Genomic DNA, 22834 nt, shown 5'->3' with positions numbered 1-22834 from the left:
CGCCGACAGCGGTATTGACCGTCCCGCCCAGCCCAGGGCGCGGCGCTTTGCTACCCCTGGGTAGGGCGGCACGCACTCGTTTCTTCGAATGTTGGTGTTGTCATTGCAGAGTCAATTTGGGTTTTCCCTTGGATATCCGCCTTTCTGATCCGCCGTTGCTCCAGATTTGAGCTGCGTCAGTGACTCGGTAGGTGATATCCACATCAGACAGCTTGATGAAAGACACCACAATCGCCCAGTCGAAAAATTCTTTCGAGGAGATACTTCGTGAAAATCAAAAGTCAAAAAGACTTTTTTGCCGGTCTCATGTTCATGGTGGTCGGTGTCGCGTTCGCATGGGGTGCCACGACCTACAGCGTGGGGTCTGGTGCACGCATGGGCCCTGGGTACTTTCCCCTCATGCTGGGCATCCTGCTGGCGCTGATCGGGTCCGTCATCACCTTCAAGGCGATGGTGGTCGAGACCGAAGGCGGCGACAAGATCGGTGCCTGGGCCTGGAAGCCCCTGTTCTTCATCCTGGCCGCCAACTTCGTGTTCGGCATCCTGCTCGGCGGTCTGCCCAGCATCGGCTTGCCGGCCATGGGCATGATCCTCGGCATCTATGCCCTGGTCATCATCTCCAGCCTGGCGGGCAATGAGTTCAGCCTCAAGGGCGTGCTCGGTCTGTCCACCATCCTGGCCATCGGCAGCTACCTGGCTTTCGTGGTGCTGCTCAAGCTGCAGTTCCCGGTGTGGCCCAGTTTCATCACCGGCTGAGCATTGAGGAGTACAAAAAATGGATTTGCTGAATAACCTGGCGCTCGGTTTTGGCGTTGCCTTCACGGGCCAGAACCTGATCTACGCTTTCGTCGGCTGTTTGCTGGGCACCCTGATCGGTGTGCTGCCCGGCATCGGCCCTGTGGCGACCATCGCCATGCTGCTGCCCGCCACCTACGCGCTGCCCCCGGTGGCCGCGCTGATCATGCTGGCCGGCATCTACTACGGTGCTCAATACGGTGGCTCCACCACCGCCATTCTGGTCAACCTGCCGGGCGAATCCTCGTCGGTGGTGACCGTGATCGACGGCTACCAGATGGCGCGCAAGGGCCGTGCGGGGCCGGCGCTGGCCGCGGCGGGCCTGGGCTCGTTCTTTGCCGGCTGCGTGGGCACCCTGATCCTGGCCGCCTTCGCGCCGCCGCTGACCGAAGTCGCCTTCAAGTTCGGCCCGGCTGAATACTTCTCGCTGATGATCCTGGGCCTGATCGGCGCCGTGGTGCTGGCTTCGGGCTCGTTGCTCAAGGCCGTGGCCATGATCGTGTTGGGCTTGCTGATGGGCTTGGTGGGGACCGACGTGAACTCGGGTGTGGCCCGCTTCAGCTTCGACATCCCTGAACTCACCGACGGCATCGGCTTCGTGGCCATCGCCATGGGCGTGTTCGGTTACGGCGAAATCATCACCAACCTCGCCCAGTCGGACGAGGACCGTGAAGTGTTCACTGCCAAGGTCGAAGGCCTGTTCCCGACCAAGGAAGACTTCCGCAACATGATCCCTGCGGTGCTGCGTGGTACCGCCCTGGGTTCGGCCCTGGGCATCTTGCCCGGTGGCGGTGCACTGCTGGCTGCGTTTGCCGCCTACACCATCGAGAAGAAGACCAAGCTGCGTCCGGGCGAAGTGCCCTTCGGCCAAGGCAACATCCGCGGTGTGGCAGCCCCTGAGGCCGCCAACAACGCCGGTGCACAGACCTCCTTCATCCCGCTGCTGACGCTGGGCATCCCGCCCAACGCGGTGATGGCGCTGATGGTGGGTGCGATGACCATCCACAACATCCAGCCGGGCCCGCAGGTGATGACCAGCAACCCCGAGTTGTTCTGGGGCCTGATCGCCTCGATGTGGATCGGCAACGCCATGCTGATCATCTTGAACCTGCCGCTGATCGGCATCTGGATCAAGCTGCTGACCGTGCCTTACCGTTGGTTGTTCCCGTCCATCGTGCTGTTCTGCGCGATCGGTGTGTACTCCACCAACAACAACACCTTCGACATCTGGATGGTGGGCGGCTTCGGCTTCATCGGCTACCTGTTCAACAAGTTGGGCGTGGAACCTGCCCCCTTGCTGCTGGGCTTCATCCTGGGCCCGATGATGGAAGAAAACCTGCGCCGTGCACTGCTGCTGTCGCGTGGCGACTGGAGCGTGTTCGTGACCCGTCCGCTGTCGGCCGGTCTGCTGGCAGCGGCCCTGCTGCTGCTGGTCATCGTGCTGCTGCCTGCGGTCAAGAACAAGCGCGAGGAAGCCTTCGTCGAAGACTGATCCTGGCCGCTTCTGGGCGCCGGCCATCGGCGGCTCCCAGGCCCCAAGTTCAAACGGCACCTTCGGGTGCCGTTTTTCATGGGCGAAGCGGATCGGGGGAGGCCCGCCTTTGGCATGCGTCACAATGCCGGCTGTCCCGGCCGGGCCGGCCTACCCAGAGAGACGCATGAAGCTGCCCTTTCCCATTTCGCAACATCCCCAGCGCGTGGCGCTGCACAACGAGATCCACGCCCGTCCGCCCGAGGCCTTGCAGGCGCCGCTGGTGATCTCGCACCTGGTCATGGCCTGCGATGCCCGCGAGCGCGAGGCCAGCCGTGAACACCTGGCGGCCCTGCTGCGCAACCACCACCAGGCCCTGCCCGACGCCAGCACCACCCACCTGCGCACCGACCTGGGTCCCTGGCGCCTGCGTTGGGAGCTGCACACCGAGTTCGTCAGCTGGAGCTTCAGCCGCAGCCTCGAGGTGGCCGACCTGGACCGCGCCGAGCCGCCCACGGCGGTCGGGCTGGCGCCGCAGGAGTGGCTGGCCGGCCTGCCCGGGCGTTCTTTCTGCGCCATGCACCTGATCGTGCAACCCGCTTCGGCGGGCGACCCCGAGGAGCGTGTGCGTCGGCTGTTCCATGAGGATTCGCTGGTGGCCTCCCAGGTGGCCGACGGGCACGGTGAGGTCTACACCGATTTCGCCATCCACCCCGATGGCTTCTCGCGCATGCTGCTGCTGGCCGGCAGCCTGTCGCCGCGCCGCCTGGGTCGCCTGGTGCAGCGCCTGCTCGAGATCGAGACCTACCGCATGGCGGCCCTGCTGGGCCTGCCGGTGGCCCGCGAGGCCGGCGCCGCGCTGGCCGTGGTCGACCGCGAGTTGGCCGCCCTGGCTGAATCCATCCGCGTGGCGGCCCGTCGCGACGAGCCCGAGCTGCTGGACCGCCTGACCCGCCTGGCCGGCCAGGTGGAAAGCCAGTACGCGCTCACCCACAGCCGCTTCTCGGCCAGTGCCGCGTATTTCGAGCTGGTCGACAAGCGCATCCAGGACATCGCCGAATCGCGCCTGGCCGGCATGCAGACCATTGGCGAGTTCATGGAGCGCCGCCTCACCCCGGCGCGCAGCACCTGTGAATGGGCGGCGCGCCGCCAGGACGCGCTCTCACAGCGGGTCTCGCGCATCAGCAACCTGCTGCGCACCCGGGTCGAGATCGAGCAGCAGCAAAGCAGCCAGGACCTGCTCACCACCATGAACCAGCGCCAGGGCCTGCAGCTGAAGCTGCAGTCCACGGTGGAGGGGCTGTCGGTGGCCGCCATCAGCTACTACATCGTCGGTCTGCTGGGCTACGTGGCCAAGGGCGCCACCAAGGTGGGCTGGCCCTGGAGTGTGGAGTCGACCACTGCGCTGGCCATTCCGGTGGTGTTGCTGGCAGTATGGTGGTCGCTGCGGCGCCTGCACCACCGCATCGTGGGCAGCGACGGCCACTGAGTCGGCCCGCCTCTTGCCGCGCTCAGTTATTCCTCAGGAGCTTTTCTTGCAACGACGACACCTGCTCAGCCAGAGCGCAGCCCTGCTCACCACGGGGTTGAGTGCCTCCGGCGCCTGGGCCCAGGCGGCCTATCCCCACAAACCTGTGCGCCTGGTGGTGCCTTTTCCGGCCGGCGGGGCCACCGACCTGTTCGCGCGGGCCCTGTCGCAGAAACTGGGCGAGCGCCTGGGCGGCTCGCTGGTGATCGAGAACCGCCCCGGTGCGGGCGGCGCCATCGGCTCCGATCTGGTGGCCAAGGCCGCGCCTGACGGCTACACCCTGCTGCTGGCCACCTCCAGCACGCACTCGATCGGGCCTGCCTTGGGCGCTCGCCTGCCGTATGACACGGTGCGGGATTTCAGCCCCATCGCCCAGGTGGGCAACGCGCCCAGCGTGATGCTGGTGCCCAACAGCTCGCCCGCGCGCAATGTCAAAGAGTGGATCGAGCTGGCGCGCAAGAACCCGGGTAAGCTCAACTACGCCTCCAGCGGCAACGGCACCATCGTGCAGCTCACCACCGAGCTGTTCAAGGCCCAGGCCGGGTTGTTCATCGTGCACATCCCTTACAAGGGCACGGCGCTGGCGATCCCCGACCTGGTCAGCGGCAAGCTCGATGTGCTGTTCGACTCCTTGCCCACCGGCATGCCCCATGTGCGTGACGGGCGCCTGCGCGCCCTGGGCATCACCACGCTCAAGCGCAGCCCGCTGGCGCCCGAGTTGCCGCCGATTGCCGACGTGCTGCCCGGCTACGAGTCCACCACCTGGTTCGGCCTGTATGGCCCCAAGGGCCTGCCGCCCGAGCTGCTGCAACGCATCAACACCGCCGCGGGCCAGACCCTGGCCGACCCCGAGGTCAAGGACAAGCTGCAGCGCATGGGCATCGAGGCCATCACCGGCACGCCGCAACAGCTGGCCGCCATGGTGGCGGCCGACACGGCCAAGTGGAAGAAGATCATCGTCGAGCGCCGCATCAGCACCGAGTGAGGCGGCTCCGGGCCCTTGGGGTCGCACCGATTCAGCGCCTGGGCCCTGCATGGCCGGCGGTCCGGCCCGCCTGAATCCGGTGCATGCACCGCCGGGGTGATCCAGCCAGCGGCCGCTGGGGCGGCCTGGGGCCCTTGCCCCCCGTGCAAAGGCCCTGCAAGCCGCGTGCAGCCTGGGTGCTTCAAATACATGAAGAAGCTGTAAAGGTCTGGCACGTTGCATGCTGAACCCCCGCATTCCCACCTTTTGAGGAGTGCCTTCCATGCCATCCGCATCCCCTGCCGGCCGCCGCAATCTCTGGGCACGCTGGCGCCGTCTGGCCCTGAACACCGCCGTGGCCTTGAGTGCTGGCAGTGCCAGCCTCGGCCTGTGGGCCGAGACCGTGGTGCGCTACGGGATCTCGATGGCCGACATCCCCCTCACCACCGGCCAGCCTGATCGCGGGGCCGGGGCCTACCAGTTCACCGGCCACACGCTGTACGACCCGCTGGTGGCCTGGGAGGCCAACATCGGCAGCCGCCCGGGCAAGCTGGTGCCCGGCCTGGCCACCGACTGGAAGGCCGATGCCAAGGACCCGCGCAAATGGACCTTCACCCTGCGCCGCGGCGTCAAGTTCCACGACGGTTCTGAATTCACGGCCGACGCCGTGGTCTGGAACCTCGACAAGGTGCTCAGCGACAAATCACCCCAGTACGACGCCAAGCAGGCCGCCCAGGTGCGCCCGCGCATCCCCTCGGTGGCCAGTTGGCGCAAGGTGGGTGACTACGCGGTGGAAATCACCACCAAAGACGTGGATGCCCTGTTCCCCTACCAACTGCCCTGGTTCCTGATCGGCAGCCCGGCCCAATGGGACAAGCTGGGCCGCGACTGGAACAAGGTGGCCAGCCAACCCTCGGGCACCGGCCCCTTCAGACTCGACAAGCTGGTGCCGCGCGAACGCGCCGAGCTGGTGCGCAACCCGGGCTACTGGGACAAGGCCCGCCTGGCCCACGCCGACCGCATCGTGCTGATGCCCATCCCCGATGCCCTGACCCGCGCCAACGCCCTCATCAACGGCCAGGTCGACGTCATCGAAACCCCGCCACCCGATGCACTCGACCAGCTCAAGAAGGGCGGCTTCAAGGTGGTGAGCAATGTCACGCCCCACGTCTGGCCCTACCACTTCAGCACCTACCCCGGCTCGCCCTGGGGCGACATCCGCGTGCGCAAGGCGGTGAACCTGGCGATCGACCGCGAGGCCATCGTGCAACTGCTTAACGGTCAGGCCTCCGTGGCCCGGGGCCAGTTGGACCCCAGCAGCCCCTGGTTCGGCAAGCCGCACTTCGACATCAAGTACGACCTGCCGCAGGCCCGGGCCCTGATGGCCCAGGCCGGCTATGGCAAGAACCGCCCCCTCAAGGCCAAGGTCATCATCGCCCAGGGCGGCAGTGGCCAGATGCTGTCGCTGCCCATGAACGAGTTCATCCAGCAAAGCCTGGCCGAGATCGGGGTGCAGATCGAGTTCGAGGTGGTCGAGCTGGAGAACCTCTACCTGCACTGGCGCAGCGGTGCCAAGGCCGACATGAACGCCGGCAAGGGCATCACCGCCATCAACCTGGGCTACGTCACGGCCGACCCCTTCTACGCCCTGACGCGCTTCATGGACAGCCGCTACATCGCCCCCAATGGCGTCAACTGGGGCGGCCTGAACGACCCGCAGGTGGACGCCACCATCGACAAGATCCGCACCACCTTCGACACCAAGGTGCAGGACAAGCTGCTGGCCTCCCTGCATGAAACCCTGGTCGACCAGGCCCTGATGCTGTGGGTGGTGCACGACACCAACCCGCATGCGCACTCGCCCAGGATCAAGCACTTCGTGCAGGCCCAGCACTGGTTCCAGGACCTCACCACCATCGGGTACTGAGCCCGGCCCGCCCAGCATGTCTGCAGCCCAGCCCGACGCCGGTGCCGTGCTGGCACCTGAGGTCGCCGGATCGGCCGGTGTGCCGCGCGGGCGCCTGGCCGACCATGTGTTCCGGCGCCTGGCCGATGACATCGTGCTCGGCCACCTGCCCCCCGGCCAGCACCTGGATGAGCAGGCCATGGCCGCGCGCTACCAGGTCTCGCGCACCCCGGTGCGCGAAGCCCTCAAGCAGCTGGTGGCCACCGGCCTGGCCGACTACCGGCCCAACCGCGGCTCCATGGTGCGCCGGCTGGATGCGGCCGAACTCGATCTGATGTTCGAGGCCATCGCCGAGCTGGAGTCGGCCTGCGCGCGCCACGCCGCCCTGCGCATGACCGAGCCGCAACGCCAGGCCCTGGCCGAGGCCCATGCCCAGGGTCGCCTGGCCATGCAGCAGCACGACATGGAGGCCTACGACCAGGCCAATCTGCGGCTGCACCAACTGGTGCTCGATGTCGCCCACAACCCCTACCTGATCGAGGCCACGCGCGCCCTGCGCAGCCGCGTCAAGCCCTTTCGGCGGGGCCAGTTCACCCGGCTCGATCGCCTGGTGCAGTCGTACGAAGAGCACAGCCGTGTGGTCGAAGCCATCCTTGCGCACGACGCGCTGGCCGCCCACCGTGAAATGCGGGCCCACCTGCAGGCGGCGCGCCAGGCCACCCGCCTTCTGGTGCCGCAGTGGCGCGATCCCCCGCCGGCGGCATGAACCCTCCGGCGGTGCGATAATTTTTGACTGTCCGGTCAAGCCGGGCCGGCCCGCATCACCCCCGATTCCTCAACCCCTGCCACTTGCCTGAAGGCGCGAACCCATGAACTTCGATTACGCCAACCCCTACCTCAGCACCCGCCTGCCGGTGTTTGCCCGCAACGTGGTGTCCACCTCGCACCCGCTGGCGGCCCAGGCCGGCCTGCGCATGCTCTGGAAGGGCGGCAATGCGGTGGATGCGGCCGTGGCCTCGGCTGCGGCCATGACCATCGTCGAGCCGGTCAGCAACGGCCTGGGCAGCGATGCCTTCTGCATCCTGTGGGACGGCAAGGAACTGCATGGCCTCAATGCCTCCGGCCGCGCACCCCAGACCTGGACCCCCGACTACTTCAAGGCCAAGTACGGCGCCGAGGCCAAGAACCCGCCCAAGCGCGGCTTCGACGCCGTCACCGTGCCCGGTGCCGTGAGCAGCTGGGTGGCCTTGAGCGAGCGTTTCGGCAAGCTGCCCTTTGCCGACCTCATGGAGCCCGCCATCGAGATCGCCGAGCGCGGCTACCTGCTGCCCACCGTGGTGCAGCAGAAATGGGCCGCCGCCACCGACGAATTGCGGGGCCTGCCCGGCTTTGCCGACGCCTTTCTGCCCTGGGGCCGGGCGCCGCAAGTGGGTGAGTTGTTCCGCTTCCAGTCGGCCGCCCGCGGCCTGCGCGCGATTGCCGAAACCAAGGGCCAGGCCTTCTATGGCGGGCAGATCGCCGAGGCCATCGAACGCTTCTCGGCCCGCCATGGCGGCAGCGTCACGGCACGCGACTTTGCCGAGTACCGCCCTGAATGGGTGAAGCCCATCGCCCAGAACTACCGCGGCTACACCCTGCACGAGATCCCGCCCAACGGCCAGGGCATTGCCGCCCTGATCGCCCTGGGCATCCTCGAGAACTTCGACATCGCCTCGCTGGCGGTGGACGGCATCGACTCCCAGCACTTGCAGATCGAAGCCATGAAGCTGGCCTTTGCCGACGTCTACCGCTACGTGGCCGAACCCTCGGCCATGGAGGTCACGCCCCAGCAGATGCTCGACCCGGCCTACCTGGCCTCGCGCGCCAAGCTGATCGACATGAAGAAGGCCCAAGACTTCGGGGCCGGCAACCCGGTCAAGGGCGGCACCATCTACCTCACCGCGGCCGACGAAGACGGCATGATGGTCAGCTTCATCCAGAGCAACTACATGGGCTTCGGCTCGGGCTGCGTCGAGCCCGAGTTCGGCATCAGCCTGCAAAACCGCGGCCACGGCTTCAGCCTCGATGCCTCGGCCCTCAACCCGGCCAACCTGGTGGCCCCGGGCAAGCGCCCCTTCCACACCATCATCCCGGCCTTCCTCACCCAGAACGGCCAGCCTGTGATGAGCTACGGCGTGATGGGCGCCAACATGCAACCCCAGGGCCACATGCAGACCCTGGTGCGCATGCTGGACTATCGCCAGAACCCGCAGGCCGCCTGCGATGCCCCGCGCTGGCGCTACAACGCCGGGCTGGAGATCAACGTCGAAGCCGCCATGCGCGCCGACACCGTGCAGGGCCTGGCCCAGCGCGGCCACGTGATGGAAGTCATCAACGACTCTTACCAGGACTTCGGTGCCGGCCAGTTCATCTGGCGAGCCGGCGACCCCAAGGTGGAAGGCTATGTGGTCGCCAGCGACCCGCGCCGCGACGGTCTGGCGGCCGGCTTTTGAGGGCGCCCCCCGCCTTGAACCTGCGCCCTGACGCCCATACCCCCGAGGCCTCGCGCCGCATGGCCGGCGGGCTGGCCCTGGCCAGCCTGGGCGCCATCGCGTTCAGCGGCAAGGCCATCATCGTCAAGCTGGCCTACCGCCATGGCGTCGATGCGGTCACCCTGATCATGTACCGCATGCTGTTTGCGCTGCCCATCTTCCTGGCCATGGCCTGGTGGGCCACCTACCGTCAGGCCGTGCGCCCACCGGCCCTCAGCAGGCGCGACTGGCTGGGCGTGCTGGGCCTGGGCATCAGCGGCTACTACCTGGCCAGCTTTCTCGACTTTGCCGGCCTGGCCTACGTCAGCGCCAGCCTGGAGCGGCTCATCCTCTACCTCAACCCCACCCTGGTGCTGCTGCTGGGGCGGGTGCTGTATGGCAAGCCCATCACCGTGCGCCAGGTGGTGGCCATGGGCGTGAGCTACTGCGGTGTGTTGCTGGTGTTCGGCCACGAGGTCAACCTGCAGGGCGGCCAGATCGCCTGGGGCACCTTGCTGGTGTTTCTCAGCGCGGTCAGCTATGCGCTGTACCTGGTCTACAGCGGCGAGATGGTGCAGCGCATCGGCTCGCTGCGCCTGGTCGGCCTGGCCACCTCGGTGGCCTGCCTGTGCTGCCTGATCCAGTTTGCCGTGCTGCGCCCCTGGTCGGCCGCCCTGGTCGCCCCCGAGGTGCTGTGGCTGTCGGTGCTCAACGCCACCCTGTGCACTGCCGTGCCGGTGCTGATCGTGATGATGGCCATCGAGCGCATCGGCGCCGGTCTCACCGCGCAGACCGGCATGATCGGGCCGCTGTCCACCATCCTCATGGGCGTGCTGATCCTGGGCGAGCCCTTCACCGCCTGGGTGGCGGCGGGCACGGTGCTGGTGATGGCGGGCATCTTTGTCGTCACCCGCGGCGCACAGCGCCGGGCCTGACGACCACCGCCCCCGCAGGGCCGGATCTCCCAGCCCTGCGCGCGATGGTTACCAGCCGTATCATCGGCCTCCAACTGAACACTCACCTCCTTGGAGCAAGACATGGATCTCGGAATCGCTGGCAAATGGGCCCTGGTCTGCGGGGCCAGCAAAGGCCTGGGCCTGGGCTGCGCACAAGCCCTGGTGCGCGAAGGCGTCAACGTGGTGATCGCCGCGCGCGGTGCCGAGGGCCTGCAGGTGGCCACAGCCGGCCTGCTGGGCGATTCGCTGCGCCCGGCCGCCACCCAGGTGCTGAGCGTGGCCAGCGACGTCACCACGCCCGAAGGCCGCGCCGCGCTGTTTGCCGTGCCTGGCGGCCCAGGCATCAACTTCGACATCGTGGTCACCAACGCCGGCGGCCCGCCGCCCGGTGATTTCCGCGATTGGGACCGCGAGGCCTGGATCAAGGCGGTGGACGCCAACATGCTCACCCCCATCGAGCTCATCAAGTCCACCATCGACGGCATGGCCGAGCGTGGTTTCGGCCGCATCGTCAACATCACCTCCAGCTCGGTCAAGTCGCCCATCGACATCCTGGGCCTGTCCAATGGCGCTCGCAGCGGCCTGACCGGCTTTGTCGCCGGCGTTGCCCGCAGCTCGATCGCGGCCCGCGGCGTGACCATCAACAACCTGCTGCCCGGCAAGTTCGACACCGACCGCCTGGCCGGCACCCTGGGCGCCGCCGCCAAGAAGAGCGGCAAACCCATCGAAGCCATCCGCGCCGCCCAACAGGCCCAGATCCCCGCCGGCCGCTACGGCAACCCGGCCGAGTTCGGCGCCATCTGCGCCTTCCTGTGCAGCGTGCACGCGGGCTACCTGACGGGGCAGAACATCCTGCCCGATGGCGGGGCGTATCCGGGCACGTATTGATCCGTTACGGCGCGCAGCAGCCCAAGCAGGGCAGAGGGGGCCTATAGCGTGCCAGCGGCGCCAGCACGCAGGCCATGATCCCGGTCTTCAAGCGCGATGGCGTCCCGCCTCCGTGTGCTGTGGGTGCACCTTGCGCCGAGCATGTGACCGGAGGTCGTCTGGTCACCCGTCAGGGGTGTTTTGGGGCACAGGACTGCCTAGAGTGTGGGGTGCATGGGGTCAGCCTCTCCGTGCAGTCGCCCTCCATGTCCCATGCCCCCTTGGCCGCCTGTGCACCGACCATGATCCAACTCCTGATCTGCGATCACCCTTTGTCCTCCGACTGGCAGTTGGGGCGGCTGCCGCCCAGGCAAGGCCGCCTGGAGCTGTTGGGTTGGGTCTGCGCCGACGACGCCCAGGAGGGCGGTGTGCCCCTGCCGGTCCGGCAACTGTTGGCCCGGGTCTGGGTGGGCATGGCCCGGCTGGAGTACCTCTTTCACGATCACCCGGGGCACAACACCTGGGCCCGTCTCATTCCCCAGGCATGGCGCGGGCGTGTGTTGCCACGCTGGGTCAACAGCACCGACCCCTCTCAGGCACAGGCCTTGTTCCACGATTCAGGGTGTCCCTGGGCCCTGCAAGGCCAGGCCTTGCTCCTGAGCGAGGCCCAAAGCCCCAAGCCGAAGTTGGAGGCTGTGCCGCTGGACGTGCTGCTATCGGATGACTGGTGGCAATTGGCCCCGATCTTGAGGGCGGCCGGGGTGGAGGCTGTGGTGCGCCCCGGTGTGGATGGTGCGGTGTCTGGGCTTTGGTGGCTGGAGGCCGAGCGCGGGCGTGAGCCGACAGGCTTGCAGCAGCGCTGGCACCAGGCCCTGGCGCGCGAGGTGGCGGGTGGAGTGGCCAGCCTGAGCCAGGTCAGCGAAGACGAGTTCCGCAACCGCCTGGCCCAGCCTTGAGCGGAAGCGCTCACGCCTTGGGCGGCGCCAGCGCGTAGGCCACGATCTCGATCTTCATGCCCGGCACCACCAGGGCGTTCACGCCCATGCTGGAGCGGTTGGGGTAGGGGGCCTCGAAGAACTCGCGGTAGATGCTGTCGATCACCGGCATGTCTTTCACATCGGTCATGTAGATCAGCACCTGGGCCACATCGGCCAGGGTGGCGCCGGCGGCTTCGGCGGCCTTCTTCAGGTTGCCGAAGGTGAGGCGGGTCTGGGTTTCGATGTCGCCGGTGAACACGCTGCCGTCGGCCTGTACCGGGCCGTGGGCCGTGAACACGATGCCGGCCCCTTGCACGGCCCAGGAAAAAGGTTGTTTCAGCGGCGGCAGGCCGATGTCGATGACTTGTTTGCTCATGGCGGGGTGTGAAGGGAAAGGAGGGTCGGAAAAGGGCGTTCAGACGCTGGCCAGCAGGGCCAGCGTGGCGTCGCCCAGCAGGGTGCCGGGCTCGCACAGGTCGAGCACCACGTCGAAGTGGTTGCGGGCCGGCACCTCCAGGCTGGGCACCTCGGGCAGGCCCTGGGCCTGCAGCGCCTGCGCGAAGGCGCGGCTCTGGCGCTTGAACTCATCGGTCTCGATCTCGCCCCAGGCCAGCACGGTGCGGGCAAAGCCGGCCAGGCTGTAGTGCAGCGGGCTCACGCTGCTGGCGCTGTCGCGCGTCAAACCCAGTGCGGTGTTGATCGAGGTGCCCACCAGCGGGGCCAGTTCGTACACGCCCGACACCAGCACCGCCCCGGCGGGCAGGCCGCTGTCGTGCGGCCAGCCGCGCAGGGTGCACATGGCCGCCAGGTGGGCACCGGCCGAGCTGCCGGCCACCACGATGCGCGCCGGGTCATAGCCCAGGCGGTCGGCGTGGTGCTGCAGCCAGACCAGGGCCGTGCGGCATTCCTGCACGATCTGCTCCACGCTGGCTTCGGGGGCCAGGGTGTAGCCCACGGCGGCAAAGGCGTGGCCTGCGGCCAGGCAGGCCGGCGCGGCAAAGCAGGCGCTTTCTTTGGACAACTCCTGCCAGTAGCCGCCATGGATGAACACCAGCAGGGCCGGGGGCCGGGCAGCGCCCTGGGGCTGCTCGGGCAGGAACAGGTCCAGGCGCTGGCGCGGCAGTCCGCCGTAGGCATGCTCCTGGTGCGGCAGAGCCCGTGCCGCGTCGCTGCGCTGCTGGTACTGCTGCAGAAAAGGGCGGTAGTCGCCGCCGATGCACGAGCTGGGCGAGTACGCCTGCTCGCGCTCGGCCGGCCCCAGATCGGGCGCCGTGAAACGTGTCGTGGAGGGCTGGCTGGTCACGGCTGGAATCACTGGGGCTTGTAACCGGCGTTCTTGACCATCACGGTCCAGTCCTTGTGGGTGTGGGCCACCCGGGCGGCCAGTTCGGCCGGGCTGCTGCTGGCGGCGCTGATGCCCAGGGCCGACAGCTTTTCGGCAAACGCCTCCGACTTCACCACCTTGGCCAGGGCCGTGCTGTAGCGCTGCACCAGGTCGGCCGGCAGGCCGGCCGGGGCGAACAGGCCGGTGTAGATCATTTCTTCGTAGCCCTTGATGCCCAGTTCGGCATAGGTGGGCACATCGGGCAGCAGGCCCAGGCGGCTGGTGCCGTTGACCGCCACGATGCGCACCTTGCCGGCCTTGGCCGGCTGCAGCATGGCGCCCACCGAACCGATGCCGGCGCTGATCTGGCCGGCCATCACGTCCTGGGCCACCGGGGCGTCGCCGCGGTAGGGCACCGAGCGCAGGTCGGCGTCCAGGGCCTTGGCCACGATGCCCACCGCAAAGTCCGGGGCGCTGGCCGGGGCCGGCACCCCCACGTTGCCGCGGTCGGGGTTGCCCTTGGCCCATTGCGCGAATTCTTTCAGGCCTGCCTTGGGGTTGCCGACCACGCTGGGGTTGATCACGAACACATCGGGGTTGACGGCCACCAGGCCGATGGGGGCGAAGTCCTTGGCAGCGTCGTATCCCGGGTTCAGCACGGTCAGCGGGATCATGGCCATGGTGTGGCTGTTCGACAGGTACAGGGTCTGTCCGTCGGGCTTGGCGGCCTTGAGCAATTGGGCGGCGATCTGGCCGCCCGCGCCGGGCTTGTTGTCCACCACCACCGGCTGGCCCAGCTCCTGCTGCAGGCCTTGGGCCAGCTGGCGCGCGATCATGTCCGAGCTGCCACCGGCGGCAAAGCCGACCAGGATGCGGATGCTGGCATTGTTCTGGGCCAGGGCCGTGCCGGTGGCGCTGGTCAGGGCCAGCGCCAGGGCGCCGAGCAGGAAGTGGTGGCGTTTCATGGATTTCCTTTCGAGGGGGTGGGTGCTGTGTAGTAATCGAAGCTCAGAAAATCTTGCCGGGGTTCATCAGGCCCAGCGGGTCCAGGGCCTGCTTGATCTGCCGCATCGCGGCCAGTTCGGCCGGGCTGCGGCTCAGGCCCAGGTAGGGCTTTTTGTGCAGGCCGATGCCATGCTCGGCCGACACGCTGCCGCCGTAAGTGGCAAGCAAGCCGTAGACCAGTTCTTCGACCGCCGACTCCGCTTCGGTCAACGACAGGCCGCCCAGCGAGCGTGCATCGGTGCTCAGGTGCAGGTTGCCGTCGCCCAGGTGGCCAAAGCGCACGCTGCGCTGACCGGGCCAGCGTTGCTCCAGCGCGGCCACGCAGGCCTGGGCAAAGTCGCCGATCACCGCCAGGGGCAGGCTGATGTCGAAATTGATGGGCTGCATGCGGGTCGGGAACTCGGCCGTGGCCTCGCGGATGCGCCACAGCGCTGCGGCCTGGGCGCGCGAAGGCGGCAGCACCGCGTCCGCCACCAGGCCCTCTTCGAGGGCAGGCGCCAGCAGTTCTTCCAGCGCCTGCTGCAAGGCCGCCTCACTGGCGCCCGTCACCTCGGCCAGGGCCAGAAAGGCATGCGGCTCGGCAAAGGGCGGGGGCGCGGTCTTCCATTCGAGCGACAGCTCGACAAAGTCGCGCCACATCAGTTCGAACGCCGCCAGCGCGCCGGGGAAGGCGGCCTGCAAGCGGCTCAGCAAGGCCATGGCCGCCTCGAAATCGGGCAAGGCCAGCAGCACGGTGGCACGCGCCACCGGGGCCGGGCGCAGGCGCAGCACGGCCCGGGTGATCACCCCCAGCGTGCCCTCGGCGCCGATGAACAGCTGCTTGAGGTCGTAGCCGGTGTTGTTCTTGAGCATGGGGCGCAGCATGTCGAGCACCGTGCCATCGGCCAGCACCACCTCCAGGCCCAGGGCCTGCTCGCGCATCATGCCGTACTGGATCACGCCGTTGCCGCCGGCATTGGTGGCCAGGTTGCCCCCGATCTGGCAACTGCCGCGTGCACCCAGGTCCACCCCGAAGGCCAGGCCGGCTTCGGCCGCGGCCTCCTGCACGGCCTGCAGCGTGGCGCCGGCCTGCACGTTCAGGGTGGCGGCCCGTGCATCCACCGACTCGATGGCCTTCATGCGTTCCAGCGACAGGGCCACCCCGCCGGCCACCGGCACGGCTGCGCCGGCCAGGCCGGTCAGCCCGCCCTGCGGCACCACCGCGATGCGGTGGCGGTGGCAGATGGTCAGGGCCGCCGACACCTCGGCGGTGCTGGCGGGCCGCAGCAGGGCCAGCGGGCGCACGGGCGGGTGGCCGCTCCAGTCGGTGCAGCGCGGCCCTTCGATCTGCTCGCCCAGGCGCAGGCCCTGGGGGCCCAGCGCGGCCTGCAACTCCGCCAGGCAGGCGCTGGCGTGGCCGGGGGCTGCCTCTGTCATGCGGCTTCCAGCACGGCGGCGATGGCGTTGGCCACATGGCCCAGGTTGTTGTCGGTCAGGCCCGACACGCACAGGCGACCCGAGCGCACCAGGTACACCGCATGCTCGGCGCGCAACTGGTCCACCTGCTCGGCGCTCAGCCCGGTGTAGCTGAACATGCCGCGCTGGCTCAGCAGGTAGTCGAAATTGCGCCGGCCCTGGAAGCGCTGGTTCAGGGCGGCATGCAGGTGCTCGCGCATGCGGCGGATGCGGCTGCGCATGGCCGTGGTCTCGGCCGTCCACAGGGCCAGCAGCTCGGGCTCATTGAGCACCTGGGCAATCACCTGGGCCCCGTGCATCGGTGGGGTCGAGTAGTTGGCCCGCACAGTGGCCTTGAGCTGGCCCAGCACGCGCTCGGCGGTGGTGGCATCGGGGCAGACCACGCTCAGGGCGCCGCAACGCTCGCCGTACAGCGAGAAGTTCTTCGAGAACGAGTTGGCCACCAGGCAGGTCAGCCCGGCCTCGGCCATGGCGCGCGGGGCGAAGGCGTCTTCGTCCAGGCCATCCCCAAAGCCCTGGTAGGCCAGGTCGATGAACGGAATCAGGCCCCGGCTTTGCAGCACCTCGATCACTGCCAGCCATTGGCTCTGGCTCAGGTCGACGCCCGTCGGGTTGTGGCAGCTGCCATGCAGCAGCACGATGCTGCGCTCGGGCAGGGATTTCAGGCTGGCCAGCATGTCTTCGAAGCGCACCGAGCCGGTCAGCGGGTCGAAGTAGGGGTAGTTCTGCACCGTGAAGCCGCAGCCTTCGAAGATGGTGCGGTGGTTTTCCCAGCTCGGGTCGCTGAGCCACAGGCCGCTGTCCGGGAAGTAGCGGCGCAGAAAGTCGCCGCCCACCTTCAGGGCACCCGAGCCGCCCGGGCTTTGCAGGGTGGCGATGCGCTGGCTCAGCACCGCTTCGTGCGAGGCACCGAAGATCAGGCGCTGCACGGCGGCGCGGTAGCTGGGCAGGCCGTCGATGGGCAGGTAGGAGCGGGGGCCGTTGTGCTGCATCAGCGCGGCTTCGGCACGGCGCACCGAGGGCAGCAGCGGCACCTGGCCGTTTTCGTCAAAGTACAGGCCGATGCTCAGGCTGACCTTGTTGGGGCGCGGGTCGGCCTGGAAGCCCTCCATCAGCGAGAGGATGGGGTCGCCCGGGAAGGAGGGCACGTGGGACATCAGGGCGGACTGGCTTGGGTTCATGGCAGTTTGTCTTGGTTGAAAGTTGCTTTGTGCGCCAATTGTGTTGCTGCTCCGGTATCCATCCAACAAAATTTTGATTTGTGGATAAAAATACCCGCCAAGTATTGTTTGGTGGAATATCAATGCAAATCGAGCTCGATGAAACCGACCGGCAGCTGCTTCGTGCCCTGCAAGGCAACGCCCGCCTGACCACCAGCGACCTGGCCCAGCTGACGGGCCTGTCGCAGTCGCCCTGCTGGCGCCGCATCCGTCGGCTTGAGGAGCTGGGCCTGATCGAGGGCTACCACGCCCGCCTGCAGCGCCGCAAGCTGGGCTATGGGGTGGTGGCTTTTGTCAGCATCAGCATCGACTTCCAGAACGAGCAGCGCTCGGCTGAGTTTGTGCAGGCGGTGCTGGCCATCCCCGAGGTGGTGATGTTCCATGGCGTCACGGGGGCGGCCGACTTTCTGCTGATGGTGGTGGCCCCCGACCTCGACGCCTACTCGGCCCTGCTGCAGCGCCGCCTGCACCGCCTGCCCGGGGTGCGCCAGGTGCAGACCAGCTTCTCGCTGGAGGAGTTCCGGGGCTTCGAGTCGCTGCCGATCCCGGGCTCGTCGGCCTGAAGGCTCCGCCGGCCCCGCCTTGCATATCGTTGTGCGAAATGCGTCGTTGTGGATCGCTTGAGGCGCTGCTGCAATGCAGCTTTCTTTGTCAGAGGAAGCTCACCATGCATCGTCGTCGTTTTCACCAGTGGCTGGGCCTGGCGGGCGCCGCTGGCCTGTTGACGGGCCCGGCCCTGCCGGTGCGCGCCCAAAGCCGGCACCTGCTCAAGGCCGGTGACCAGAAGGGCGGGCTGCACGCCTTGCTGGAGGCCGCAGGCGAACTCAAGGGCTTGAGCTACGACATCCAGTGGACCGAGTTCCCGGCCGCAGCGCCCCTGGCCGAAGCCCTGAACGCCCAGGCGGTCGACCTGGGGCCGATCGGCGACGCCCCGCTGATCTTCTCGCTGGCGGCGGGCAGCCGCGTCAAGGCCTTTGCCGTCAACCGCTCCGATGCCTATGGCACGGCGGTGCTGGTGGCACCCAACTCGACGCTGAAAGACGCGCGCGACCTGAGAGCGTGTTCAGCGTCTCCCACGGGTCGCGCAGCGGTCTTTTCGGGATGGGATGCAAGGCGCGGTGCGCTGTCGATAGCCCGGCTATCGACTGTGCGCCGCAACGCCGCAGACCGCCCGAAAAGGCCACTGCCCGAAGGGTTGGAGCGAAATCGGGCGATTGGGCGCCCCAGCTGCTTGCATGGGCACGAGCCCATGCGGCGCATCCGGGCCACCCACTCATCCCGATTGCGCTCCAACGCGGCCGGTGCGAGACACTGAACACGCTCTTGAGGCCGCAGCGTGGCCACCAACCGCGGCTCGATCGGGCACTTTGTCACCCTGAAAGCCCTGGCCTCGGTGGGCCTGAAGAGCGAAGACGTGCAATGGCGCTTTCTGCCCCCGGCCGAGGCCAAACTGGCGCTCAGCACCGGGGCGGTGGACGCCTGGGCCACCTGGGAGCCCTACACCGCGTTGGCCGAAACCGGTGGCCATGCCCGCGTGCTGGTGAGCGGGCGCGGCCTGTGGAGCGGCCTGAGCTTTCTGGCCGCCACCGACACCGCACTGCGCGACAAGCGTGCGGTGCTGCTGGACTTTGCCCAGCGCGCGGCCCGGGCCCAGCGCTGGGCCAGCCAGCACCCGGCCGAGTTCGGCGACACCCTGGCGCGCATCATCGGCATCTCCGCCGATGCGGCCCGCCTGCAGTTCGAACGCCGCCAGACCCGCTGGCAGACCATCGACGCGGCCGTGGTGGCTGAGCAGCAGCGCACGGCCGACTTCTACTTCGACGCCGGCCTGATCCGCCAGCGCCTGGACACCAAGAGCACCTTCGACACCGGTTTTGCGCTGAGCAGCTGAGGCCTCTGGCGCGCCTGGGGAAGGGCCTGGCCCCTGCCCACAAAACCCGATTTGCGCTCACAATGGGGTGTTGAAAGAATGGCCGGCACATGTTGATGTGCAAGCGGCCTTGCAATGCGTAGCTTGGGAGGGCTGGCTTATTCTGGCGGGCAGGTATCCGCAGAAGGGCTGGAGCCGGGCTGGCGCTTTTGTCACTCTGCTTGAGGGAGCGTGCATGCCTTCCTGCGACACCCGGTCTGACGACTCGGCCCTTTTTTATGAGGCCGTGCTGCGCTGTTGCGACGACGCCATCATCACCAAGACCCTCGATGGGATCGTGACCAGCTGGAACCCCGCAGCTCAGCGCCTGTTCGGCTATGCCGCCCACGAGATGCTGGGGCAGCCCTTGTTGCGGCTGTTTCCGCCGGAACGGCAGAACGAAGAAAGCTTCATCCTCGAAAAGATCGTGCAGGGCGAGTGGGTGGACCACTTCGAGACCGTGCGCCTGCACAAGAGCGGCCGGCGCCTGCATGTGTCGGTCACCATCTCGCCGATCCGCGATGCCGGCGGGCGCATCGTGGGGGCCTCGAAGATCGCGCGCGACATCAGCGAGCGGGTCGAGCTGTGGCACCGCTCCCAGTTGTTCCAGGCCATCGTCGAATCCACCGACGACGCGGTGATCAGCAAGACCACGCAAGGCATCGTCACCAGCTGGAACGCCGCCGCCGAGCAGTTGTTCGGCTACCGCGCCGACGAGATGATCGGCCAGCCCATGCTGCGCCTGCTGCCGCCCGACCGCCAGAGCGAAGAGGCGCAGATCCTGCGCCGCATCGCGGCGGGCCAGCGCATCGCGCATTTCCAGACCCAGCGCTGCCACCGCGACGGGCACCGCCTGGCCGTGTCCGTCACCATCTCGCCGGTGCGCGACCCCCTGGGGCGGGTGTCGGGGGCCTCCACCATCATGCGCGACGTGTCGCAACAGAAGCGGCTGGAAGAGCAACTGCGGCTCACGGCCAGCGTGTTCACCCATGCCAACGAGGGGGTGGTCATCACCGACCCACAGGGGCGCATGGTGGATGTAAACCAGGCTTTTGAGCGCATCACCGGCTATTCGCGTGAGGAGGCATTGGGCCGCACCGCCCAGTTCCTGCGCTCCGGGCGCGATGGTCCGGACGTGGTGCAGCCACTGCTGGCCGAGCTGCAGGCCCGTGGCCGCTGCCAGGGCGAGGTGTGGAGCCGGCGCAAGAACGGTGAGGCCTACGCCGGCCTGCTCACCGTGAGCCGGGTCGATGACGCCGCAGGCCAGCCGCAGAACTACGTGGCCTTGTTTGCCGACGTGACCTCGATGCGGGTGCAGCAGGAGCGGCTGGAGCACTTGGCCCATTTTGACGCCCTGACCGGTCTGCCCAATCGCCTGCTGCTGTCCGATCGCCTGCGTCAGAGCATGGCGCACAGCCGTCGCCACAGCCAGGCCCTGGCGGTGCTGTACCTGGATCTGGACGGCTTCAAGGCCATCAACGACAGCCATGGTCACGACGTGGGCGATGCCCTGCTGGTGGCGGTGGCTGGCCAGATGAAGATGGCGCTGCGCGAATCCGACACCCTGGCGCGCATGGGCGGCGATGAATTCGTGGTGGTGCTGGGCCAGTTGCCCGGTGCCGAGGCCTGCCTGCCCCTGGTGGAACGCCTGCTGTTGGCCTGTGCCGCCCCCTTGAGGGTGGGTGAGCGGCTGTTGCAGGTGTCGGCCAGCATCGGCATCACCCTGTTCCCGCAGGACGATTCCGATGTCGATCAGCTGCTGCGCCATGCCGACCAGGCCATGTACCAGGCCAAGCAACTGGGCAAAAACCGCTACCACCTGTTCGATCCGGTGCACGACGCCCGCATGCGCAGCCGCGCCGGCGTGCTGGCCGCCCTGCGCCTGGGGCTGGAGCAGCAGCAGTTCGAGCTGTATTACCAGCCCAAGGTCAACATGCGCACGGGCGCGGTGGTGGGGGTGGAGGCGCTGCTGCGCTGGCATCACCCGAGCAGCGGCCTGCTGCACCCGCCCGCCTTTCTGCCCCTGATCAGCGGGCAGGACCTGGAAGACACCCTGGCCGACTGGGTGTTGCGCGAGGCCTTGCGCCAGTTGGAGGATTGGTCGCGCCAGGGCCTGGTGCTGGGCCTGAGTGTCAACGTGGGGGCACGCCAGATGCTGCAAGGCGGTTTTGCCGCCCACCTGCGGGCCTGCCTGGCCGATTTCCCCGAAGTGGACCCGAGCCGGCTCGAGCTGGAGGTGCTGGAGAGCAGCGCCCTCGAAGACATCCACCTGGCCTCGCGGGTGATGCGCGAATGCCGCGACATGGGCGTGCACTTTGCGGTGGACGACTTTGGCACCGGCTACTCCTCGCTCACTTACCTCAAGCGGCTGCCCGCCGAAACCCTCAAGATCGACCAGAGCTTTGTGCGCGACATGCTGGTGGACGAGGAAGACCTGGCCATCGTGCAGGGCGTGATCAGCCTGGCCAAGGCCTTCAACCGGCAGGTGGTGGCCGAAGGGGTGGAGCACATCGACCAGGGCAGCCGCCTGCTGACCATGGGCTGTGAGCTGGCCCAGGGCTATGTGATCGCCCGCCCCATGCCGGCGGCGGCCTTTCTGGATTGGTTGGCCCATTGGCAACCCTGTGCCGCCTGGACGACCCAGTAGCCCGAAGCCCATTGACGGGCGGGCACAATACATGGATGCCCAGCCTTTACGAAGCCATGAACTCTGCTCTTCAGTCGCACTGGAAGCAGCATCAGAACCAATACCCCCGATTCATCCTGTCGCCCGAAGACCATGCCTCGCTGATGCACGAGATTGCCGTGGTCCGTGAGGTGTTCGGCCCCTCGGCCCTGGAGTTTCCGCGCGACCAATACCATGGCGCGCCGATCGAGCTGCGGCCTGGGGCGGCGCCCACGGTGGTGGCGCTGGACGGCAGCGAGACCCTGCTGGAGCTCTGAGCGCGGCGGGCGGCCCAGGCCCCGGGGCGCGCCCTGTTTTGTGGCGTGGCCAGCCCGGTTCACCCGGTTTTGCACCAAACCAGGGCGTTCGGGCGGGCCTGTCAGGGCAGGCAGACATCTTGCATGGCAGTGGGTCAGGCACCGCCCCGGCGGTGATCTTCCATCACCCACGACCACAGGACCCCGTCATGATTCCCTGCAAACGCCAATCGCTGATCACACTGGCCGGTGCCACCCTGGCCCTGGGCCTGAACCTGGGCCTATTGCAAGGCGCCCATGCCCAGAACGCCCTCGACGAGGTGCTGAAGAACAAGACCCTGCGCCTGGCCATCCCGACCGACTTTCCGCCCTATGGCTTTGTGGGCACCGACCTCAAGCCCCAGGGCCTGGACATCGATGTGGGCCTGCTGATCGCCGACAAGCTGGGCGTGAAGGCCGAGCTGCTGCCGGTCACCAGCTCCAACCGCGTGCCCTACCTGCAGACCCACAAGGCCGATCTGGTCATCTCCACCCTGGGCAAGAACGCCGAGCGCGAGAAGGTGATCGACTTCACCGTGGCCTATTCGCCCTTCTTCATCGCCGTCTTCGGCCCCAAGACCCAGGCCCTGAAGGCGCCCGCCGAGCTGGCCGGCAAATCCATCGGCGTGACCCGGGGCTCGGTGGACGACACCGAACTCACCAAGGTGGCCCCGGCCAGCGCCGAGGTGCGCCGCTTCGAGGACAACACCGCCACCATCTCGGCCTTCGTGGCGGGCCAGACCCAGTTCATCGCCACCAGCGCCCAGGTGGCGGGCGCCATGATGGCGCGCAACCCGCAACTGGGCACCGAATACAAGTTCGTGCTCAAGGACTCGCCCAACTACATCGGCCTCGCCAAGGGCGAAGACAAGCTGCGCCTGCGCGTCAACGAGATCCTGCTGGAGGCCAAGAAGAGTGGCGATCTGGACCGCCTGGCCGTGAAGTGGCTGGGCCGCCCCGCGGGCGACCTGCCGCAATGAGCGGCC

General features: G+C 67.8%; 19 protein-coding genes and 2 pseudogenes. 16 read left to right on the top strand and 5 right to left on the bottom strand.

Annotated elements, in window-relative coordinates:
- The first annotated feature begins 267 nt into the window (after positions 1-267).
- The 10 genes from F624_RS0114995 (at position 268) to F624_RS0114950 (ending at position 11953) form a co-directional block, all read left to right on the top strand.
- Positions 268-756, top strand: a complete 489-nt coding sequence (locus F624_RS0114995; RefSeq protein WP_019575136.1) for a tripartite tricarboxylate transporter TctB family protein — start codon at positions 268-270, stop codon at positions 754-756.
- Positions 757-775: 19 nt separating this feature from the next.
- Positions 776-2287: a tripartite tricarboxylate transporter permease gene (locus F624_RS0114990; RefSeq protein WP_019575135.1), complete on the top strand. Its 1512-nt coding sequence runs from the start codon at positions 776-778 to the stop codon at positions 2285-2287.
- 166 nt (positions 2288-2453) lie between these two features.
- Positions 2454-3755, top strand: a complete 1302-nt coding sequence (locus F624_RS0114985; protein WP_027476774.1) for a DUF3422 family protein — start codon at positions 2454-2456, stop codon at positions 3753-3755.
- Positions 3756-3801: 46 nt separating this feature from the next.
- Positions 3802-4779, top strand: a complete 978-nt coding sequence (locus F624_RS0114980; RefSeq protein WP_019575133.1) for a Bug family tripartite tricarboxylate transporter substrate binding protein — start codon at positions 3802-3804, stop codon at positions 4777-4779.
- A 262-nt stretch (positions 4780-5041) separates the two neighbouring features.
- Entirely contained in the window at positions 5042-6685 is a 1644-nt protein-coding gene (locus tag F624_RS0114975; protein ID WP_019575132.1) for an ABC transporter substrate-binding protein, read from the top strand.
- 16 nt (positions 6686-6701) lie between these two features.
- The gene (locus tag F624_RS0114970; protein WP_019575131.1) at positions 6702-7430 is read left to right on the top strand and encodes a GntR family transcriptional regulator; all 729 of its coding nucleotides are present in this window, start codon (positions 6702-6704) and stop codon (positions 7428-7430) included.
- A 103-nt stretch (positions 7431-7533) separates the two neighbouring features.
- Positions 7534-9156, top strand: a complete 1623-nt coding sequence (locus F624_RS0114965) for a gamma-glutamyltransferase family protein (RefSeq protein WP_019575130.1) — start codon at positions 7534-7536, stop codon at positions 9154-9156.
- 59 nt (positions 9157-9215) lie between these two features.
- Positions 9216-10109: a DMT family transporter gene (locus F624_RS0114960; RefSeq protein WP_084679521.1), complete on the top strand. Its 894-nt coding sequence runs from the start codon at positions 9216-9218 to the stop codon at positions 10107-10109.
- A 102-nt stretch (positions 10110-10211) separates the two neighbouring features.
- Positions 10212-11018, top strand: coding sequence for an SDR family oxidoreductase (locus F624_RS0114955; RefSeq protein ID WP_031255092.1), 807 nt, complete (start codon positions 10212-10214; stop codon positions 11016-11018).
- Between the two features lie 245 nt (positions 11019-11263).
- A complete protein-coding gene (locus tag F624_RS0114950) occupies positions 11264-11953 on the top strand; it encodes a hypothetical protein (RefSeq protein ID WP_031255090.1) in 690 nt (229 codons plus the stop codon).
- A 10-nt stretch (positions 11954-11963) separates the two neighbouring features.
- Here the strand turns inward: F624_RS0114950 and F624_RS0114945 are convergent, their stop codons facing one another.
- Genes F624_RS0114945 through F624_RS0114925 form a run of 5 tightly spaced genes read right to left on the bottom strand, consistent with a single transcriptional unit; the run spans position 11964 to position 16918 of the window.
- A complete protein-coding gene (locus tag F624_RS0114945; RefSeq protein ID WP_019575126.1) occupies positions 11964-12350 on the bottom strand; it encodes a RidA family protein in 387 nt (128 codons plus the stop codon).
- Between the two features lie 39 nt (positions 12351-12389).
- Positions 12390-13277 (bottom strand): alpha/beta hydrolase, encoded by an 888-nt coding sequence (locus tag F624_RS0114940; RefSeq protein WP_019575125.1) that lies wholly within the window; start codon positions 13275-13277, stop codon positions 12390-12392.
- Positions 13278-13285: 8 nt separating this feature from the next.
- A complete protein-coding gene (locus tag F624_RS0114935) occupies positions 13286-14263 on the bottom strand; it encodes a tripartite tricarboxylate transporter substrate-binding protein (RefSeq protein WP_019575124.1) in 978 nt (325 codons plus the stop codon).
- Between the two features lie 43 nt (positions 14264-14306).
- Entirely contained in the window at positions 14307-15719 is a 1413-nt protein-coding gene (locus F624_RS0114930) for an FAD-binding oxidoreductase (protein ID WP_019575123.1), read from the bottom strand.
- Entirely contained in the window at positions 15716-16918 is a 1203-nt protein-coding gene (locus tag F624_RS0114925; RefSeq protein ID WP_211224159.1) for an amino acid aminotransferase, read from the bottom strand. Before F624_RS0114925 ends, F624_RS0114930 begins: the two co-directional genes overlap by 4 nt.
- Positions 16919-17061: 143 nt before the next feature.
- On the opposite strand from F624_RS0114925, the gene F624_RS0114920 reads away from it, so the two are divergent.
- The 6 genes and pseudogenes from F624_RS0114920 (at position 17062) to F624_RS0114895 (ending at position 22828) form a co-directional block, all read left to right on the top strand.
- A complete protein-coding gene (locus F624_RS0114920; RefSeq protein WP_019575121.1) occupies positions 17062-17541 on the top strand; it encodes an Lrp/AsnC family transcriptional regulator in 480 nt (159 codons plus the stop codon).
- 104 nt (positions 17542-17645) lie between these two features.
- A pseudogene (locus tag F624_RS0114915) lies at positions 17646-18035 on the top strand (type 2 periplasmic-binding domain-containing protein); the annotation flags it as partial.
- 270 nt (positions 18036-18305) lie between these two features.
- Positions 18306-18869: pseudogene (locus F624_RS0114910) on the top strand (ABC transporter substrate-binding protein); the annotation flags it as partial.
- A 214-nt stretch (positions 18870-19083) separates the two neighbouring features.
- Positions 19084-21534, top strand: coding sequence for a sensor domain-containing protein (locus F624_RS0114905; protein ID WP_019575119.1), 2451 nt, complete (start codon positions 19084-19086; stop codon positions 21532-21534).
- A 56-nt stretch (positions 21535-21590) separates the two neighbouring features.
- Positions 21591-21830 (top strand): hypothetical protein, encoded by a 240-nt coding sequence (locus tag F624_RS0114900; protein ID WP_157443470.1) that lies wholly within the window; start codon positions 21591-21593, stop codon positions 21828-21830.
- 188 nt (positions 21831-22018) lie between these two features.
- Entirely contained in the window at positions 22019-22828 is an 810-nt protein-coding gene (locus F624_RS0114895) for a transporter substrate-binding domain-containing protein (protein WP_019575117.1), read from the top strand.
- Positions 22829-22834: the final 6 nt, after the last annotated feature.

The sequence above is a fragment of the Curvibacter lanceolatus ATCC 14669 genome (assembly GCF_000381265.1).
Classification (GTDB): Bacteria; Pseudomonadota; Gammaproteobacteria; order Burkholderiales; family Burkholderiaceae_C; genus Curvibacter; species Curvibacter lanceolatus.
This window is presented reverse-complemented; position numbering and strand designations above follow the sequence as displayed.

Bases quoted from the DNA above. Each gene is read 5' to 3' on its own strand.
- F624_RS0114955 (WP_031255092.1), top strand. From the start codon at position 10,212: ATGGATCTCGGAATCGCTGGCAAATGGGCCCTGGTCTGCGGGGCCAGC.
- F624_RS0114905 (WP_019575119.1), top strand. From the start codon at position 19,084: ATGCCTTCCTGCGACACCCGGTCTGACGACTCGGCCCTTTTTTATGAG.
- F624_RS0114900 (WP_157443470.1), top strand. From the start codon at position 21,591: ATGAACTCTGCTCTTCAGTCGCACTGGAAGCAGCATCAGAACCAATAC.
- F624_RS0114935 (WP_019575124.1), bottom strand. From the start codon at position 14,263: ATGAAACGCCACCACTTCCTGCTCGGCGCCCTGGCGCTGGCCCTGACC.
- F624_RS0114965 (WP_019575130.1), top strand. From the start codon at position 7,534: ATGAACTTCGATTACGCCAACCCCTACCTCAGCACCCGCCTGCCGGTG.
- F624_RS0114950 (WP_031255090.1), top strand. From the start codon at position 11,264: ATGTCCCATGCCCCCTTGGCCGCCTGTGCACCGACCATGATCCAACTC.
- F624_RS0114990 (WP_019575135.1), top strand. From the start codon at position 776: ATGGATTTGCTGAATAACCTGGCGCTCGGTTTTGGCGTTGCCTTCACG.
- F624_RS0114930 (WP_019575123.1), bottom strand. From the start codon at position 15,719: ATGACAGAGGCAGCCCCCGGCCACGCCAGCGCCTGCCTGGCGGAGTTG.
- F624_RS0114920 (WP_019575121.1), top strand. From the start codon at position 17,062: ATGCAAATCGAGCTCGATGAAACCGACCGGCAGCTGCTTCGTGCCCTG.
- F624_RS0114975 (WP_019575132.1), top strand. From the start codon at position 5,042: ATGCCATCCGCATCCCCTGCCGGCCGCCGCAATCTCTGGGCACGCTGG.
- F624_RS0114960 (WP_084679521.1), top strand. From the start codon at position 9,216: ATGGCCGGCGGGCTGGCCCTGGCCAGCCTGGGCGCCATCGCGTTCAGC.
- F624_RS0114970 (WP_019575131.1), top strand. From the start codon at position 6,702: ATGTCTGCAGCCCAGCCCGACGCCGGTGCCGTGCTGGCACCTGAGGTC.
- F624_RS0114945 (WP_019575126.1), bottom strand. From the start codon at position 12,350: ATGAGCAAACAAGTCATCGACATCGGCCTGCCGCCGCTGAAACAACCT.
- F624_RS0114895 (WP_019575117.1), top strand. From the start codon at position 22,019: ATGATTCCCTGCAAACGCCAATCGCTGATCACACTGGCCGGTGCCACC.
- F624_RS0114985 (WP_027476774.1), top strand. From the start codon at position 2,454: ATGAAGCTGCCCTTTCCCATTTCGCAACATCCCCAGCGCGTGGCGCTG.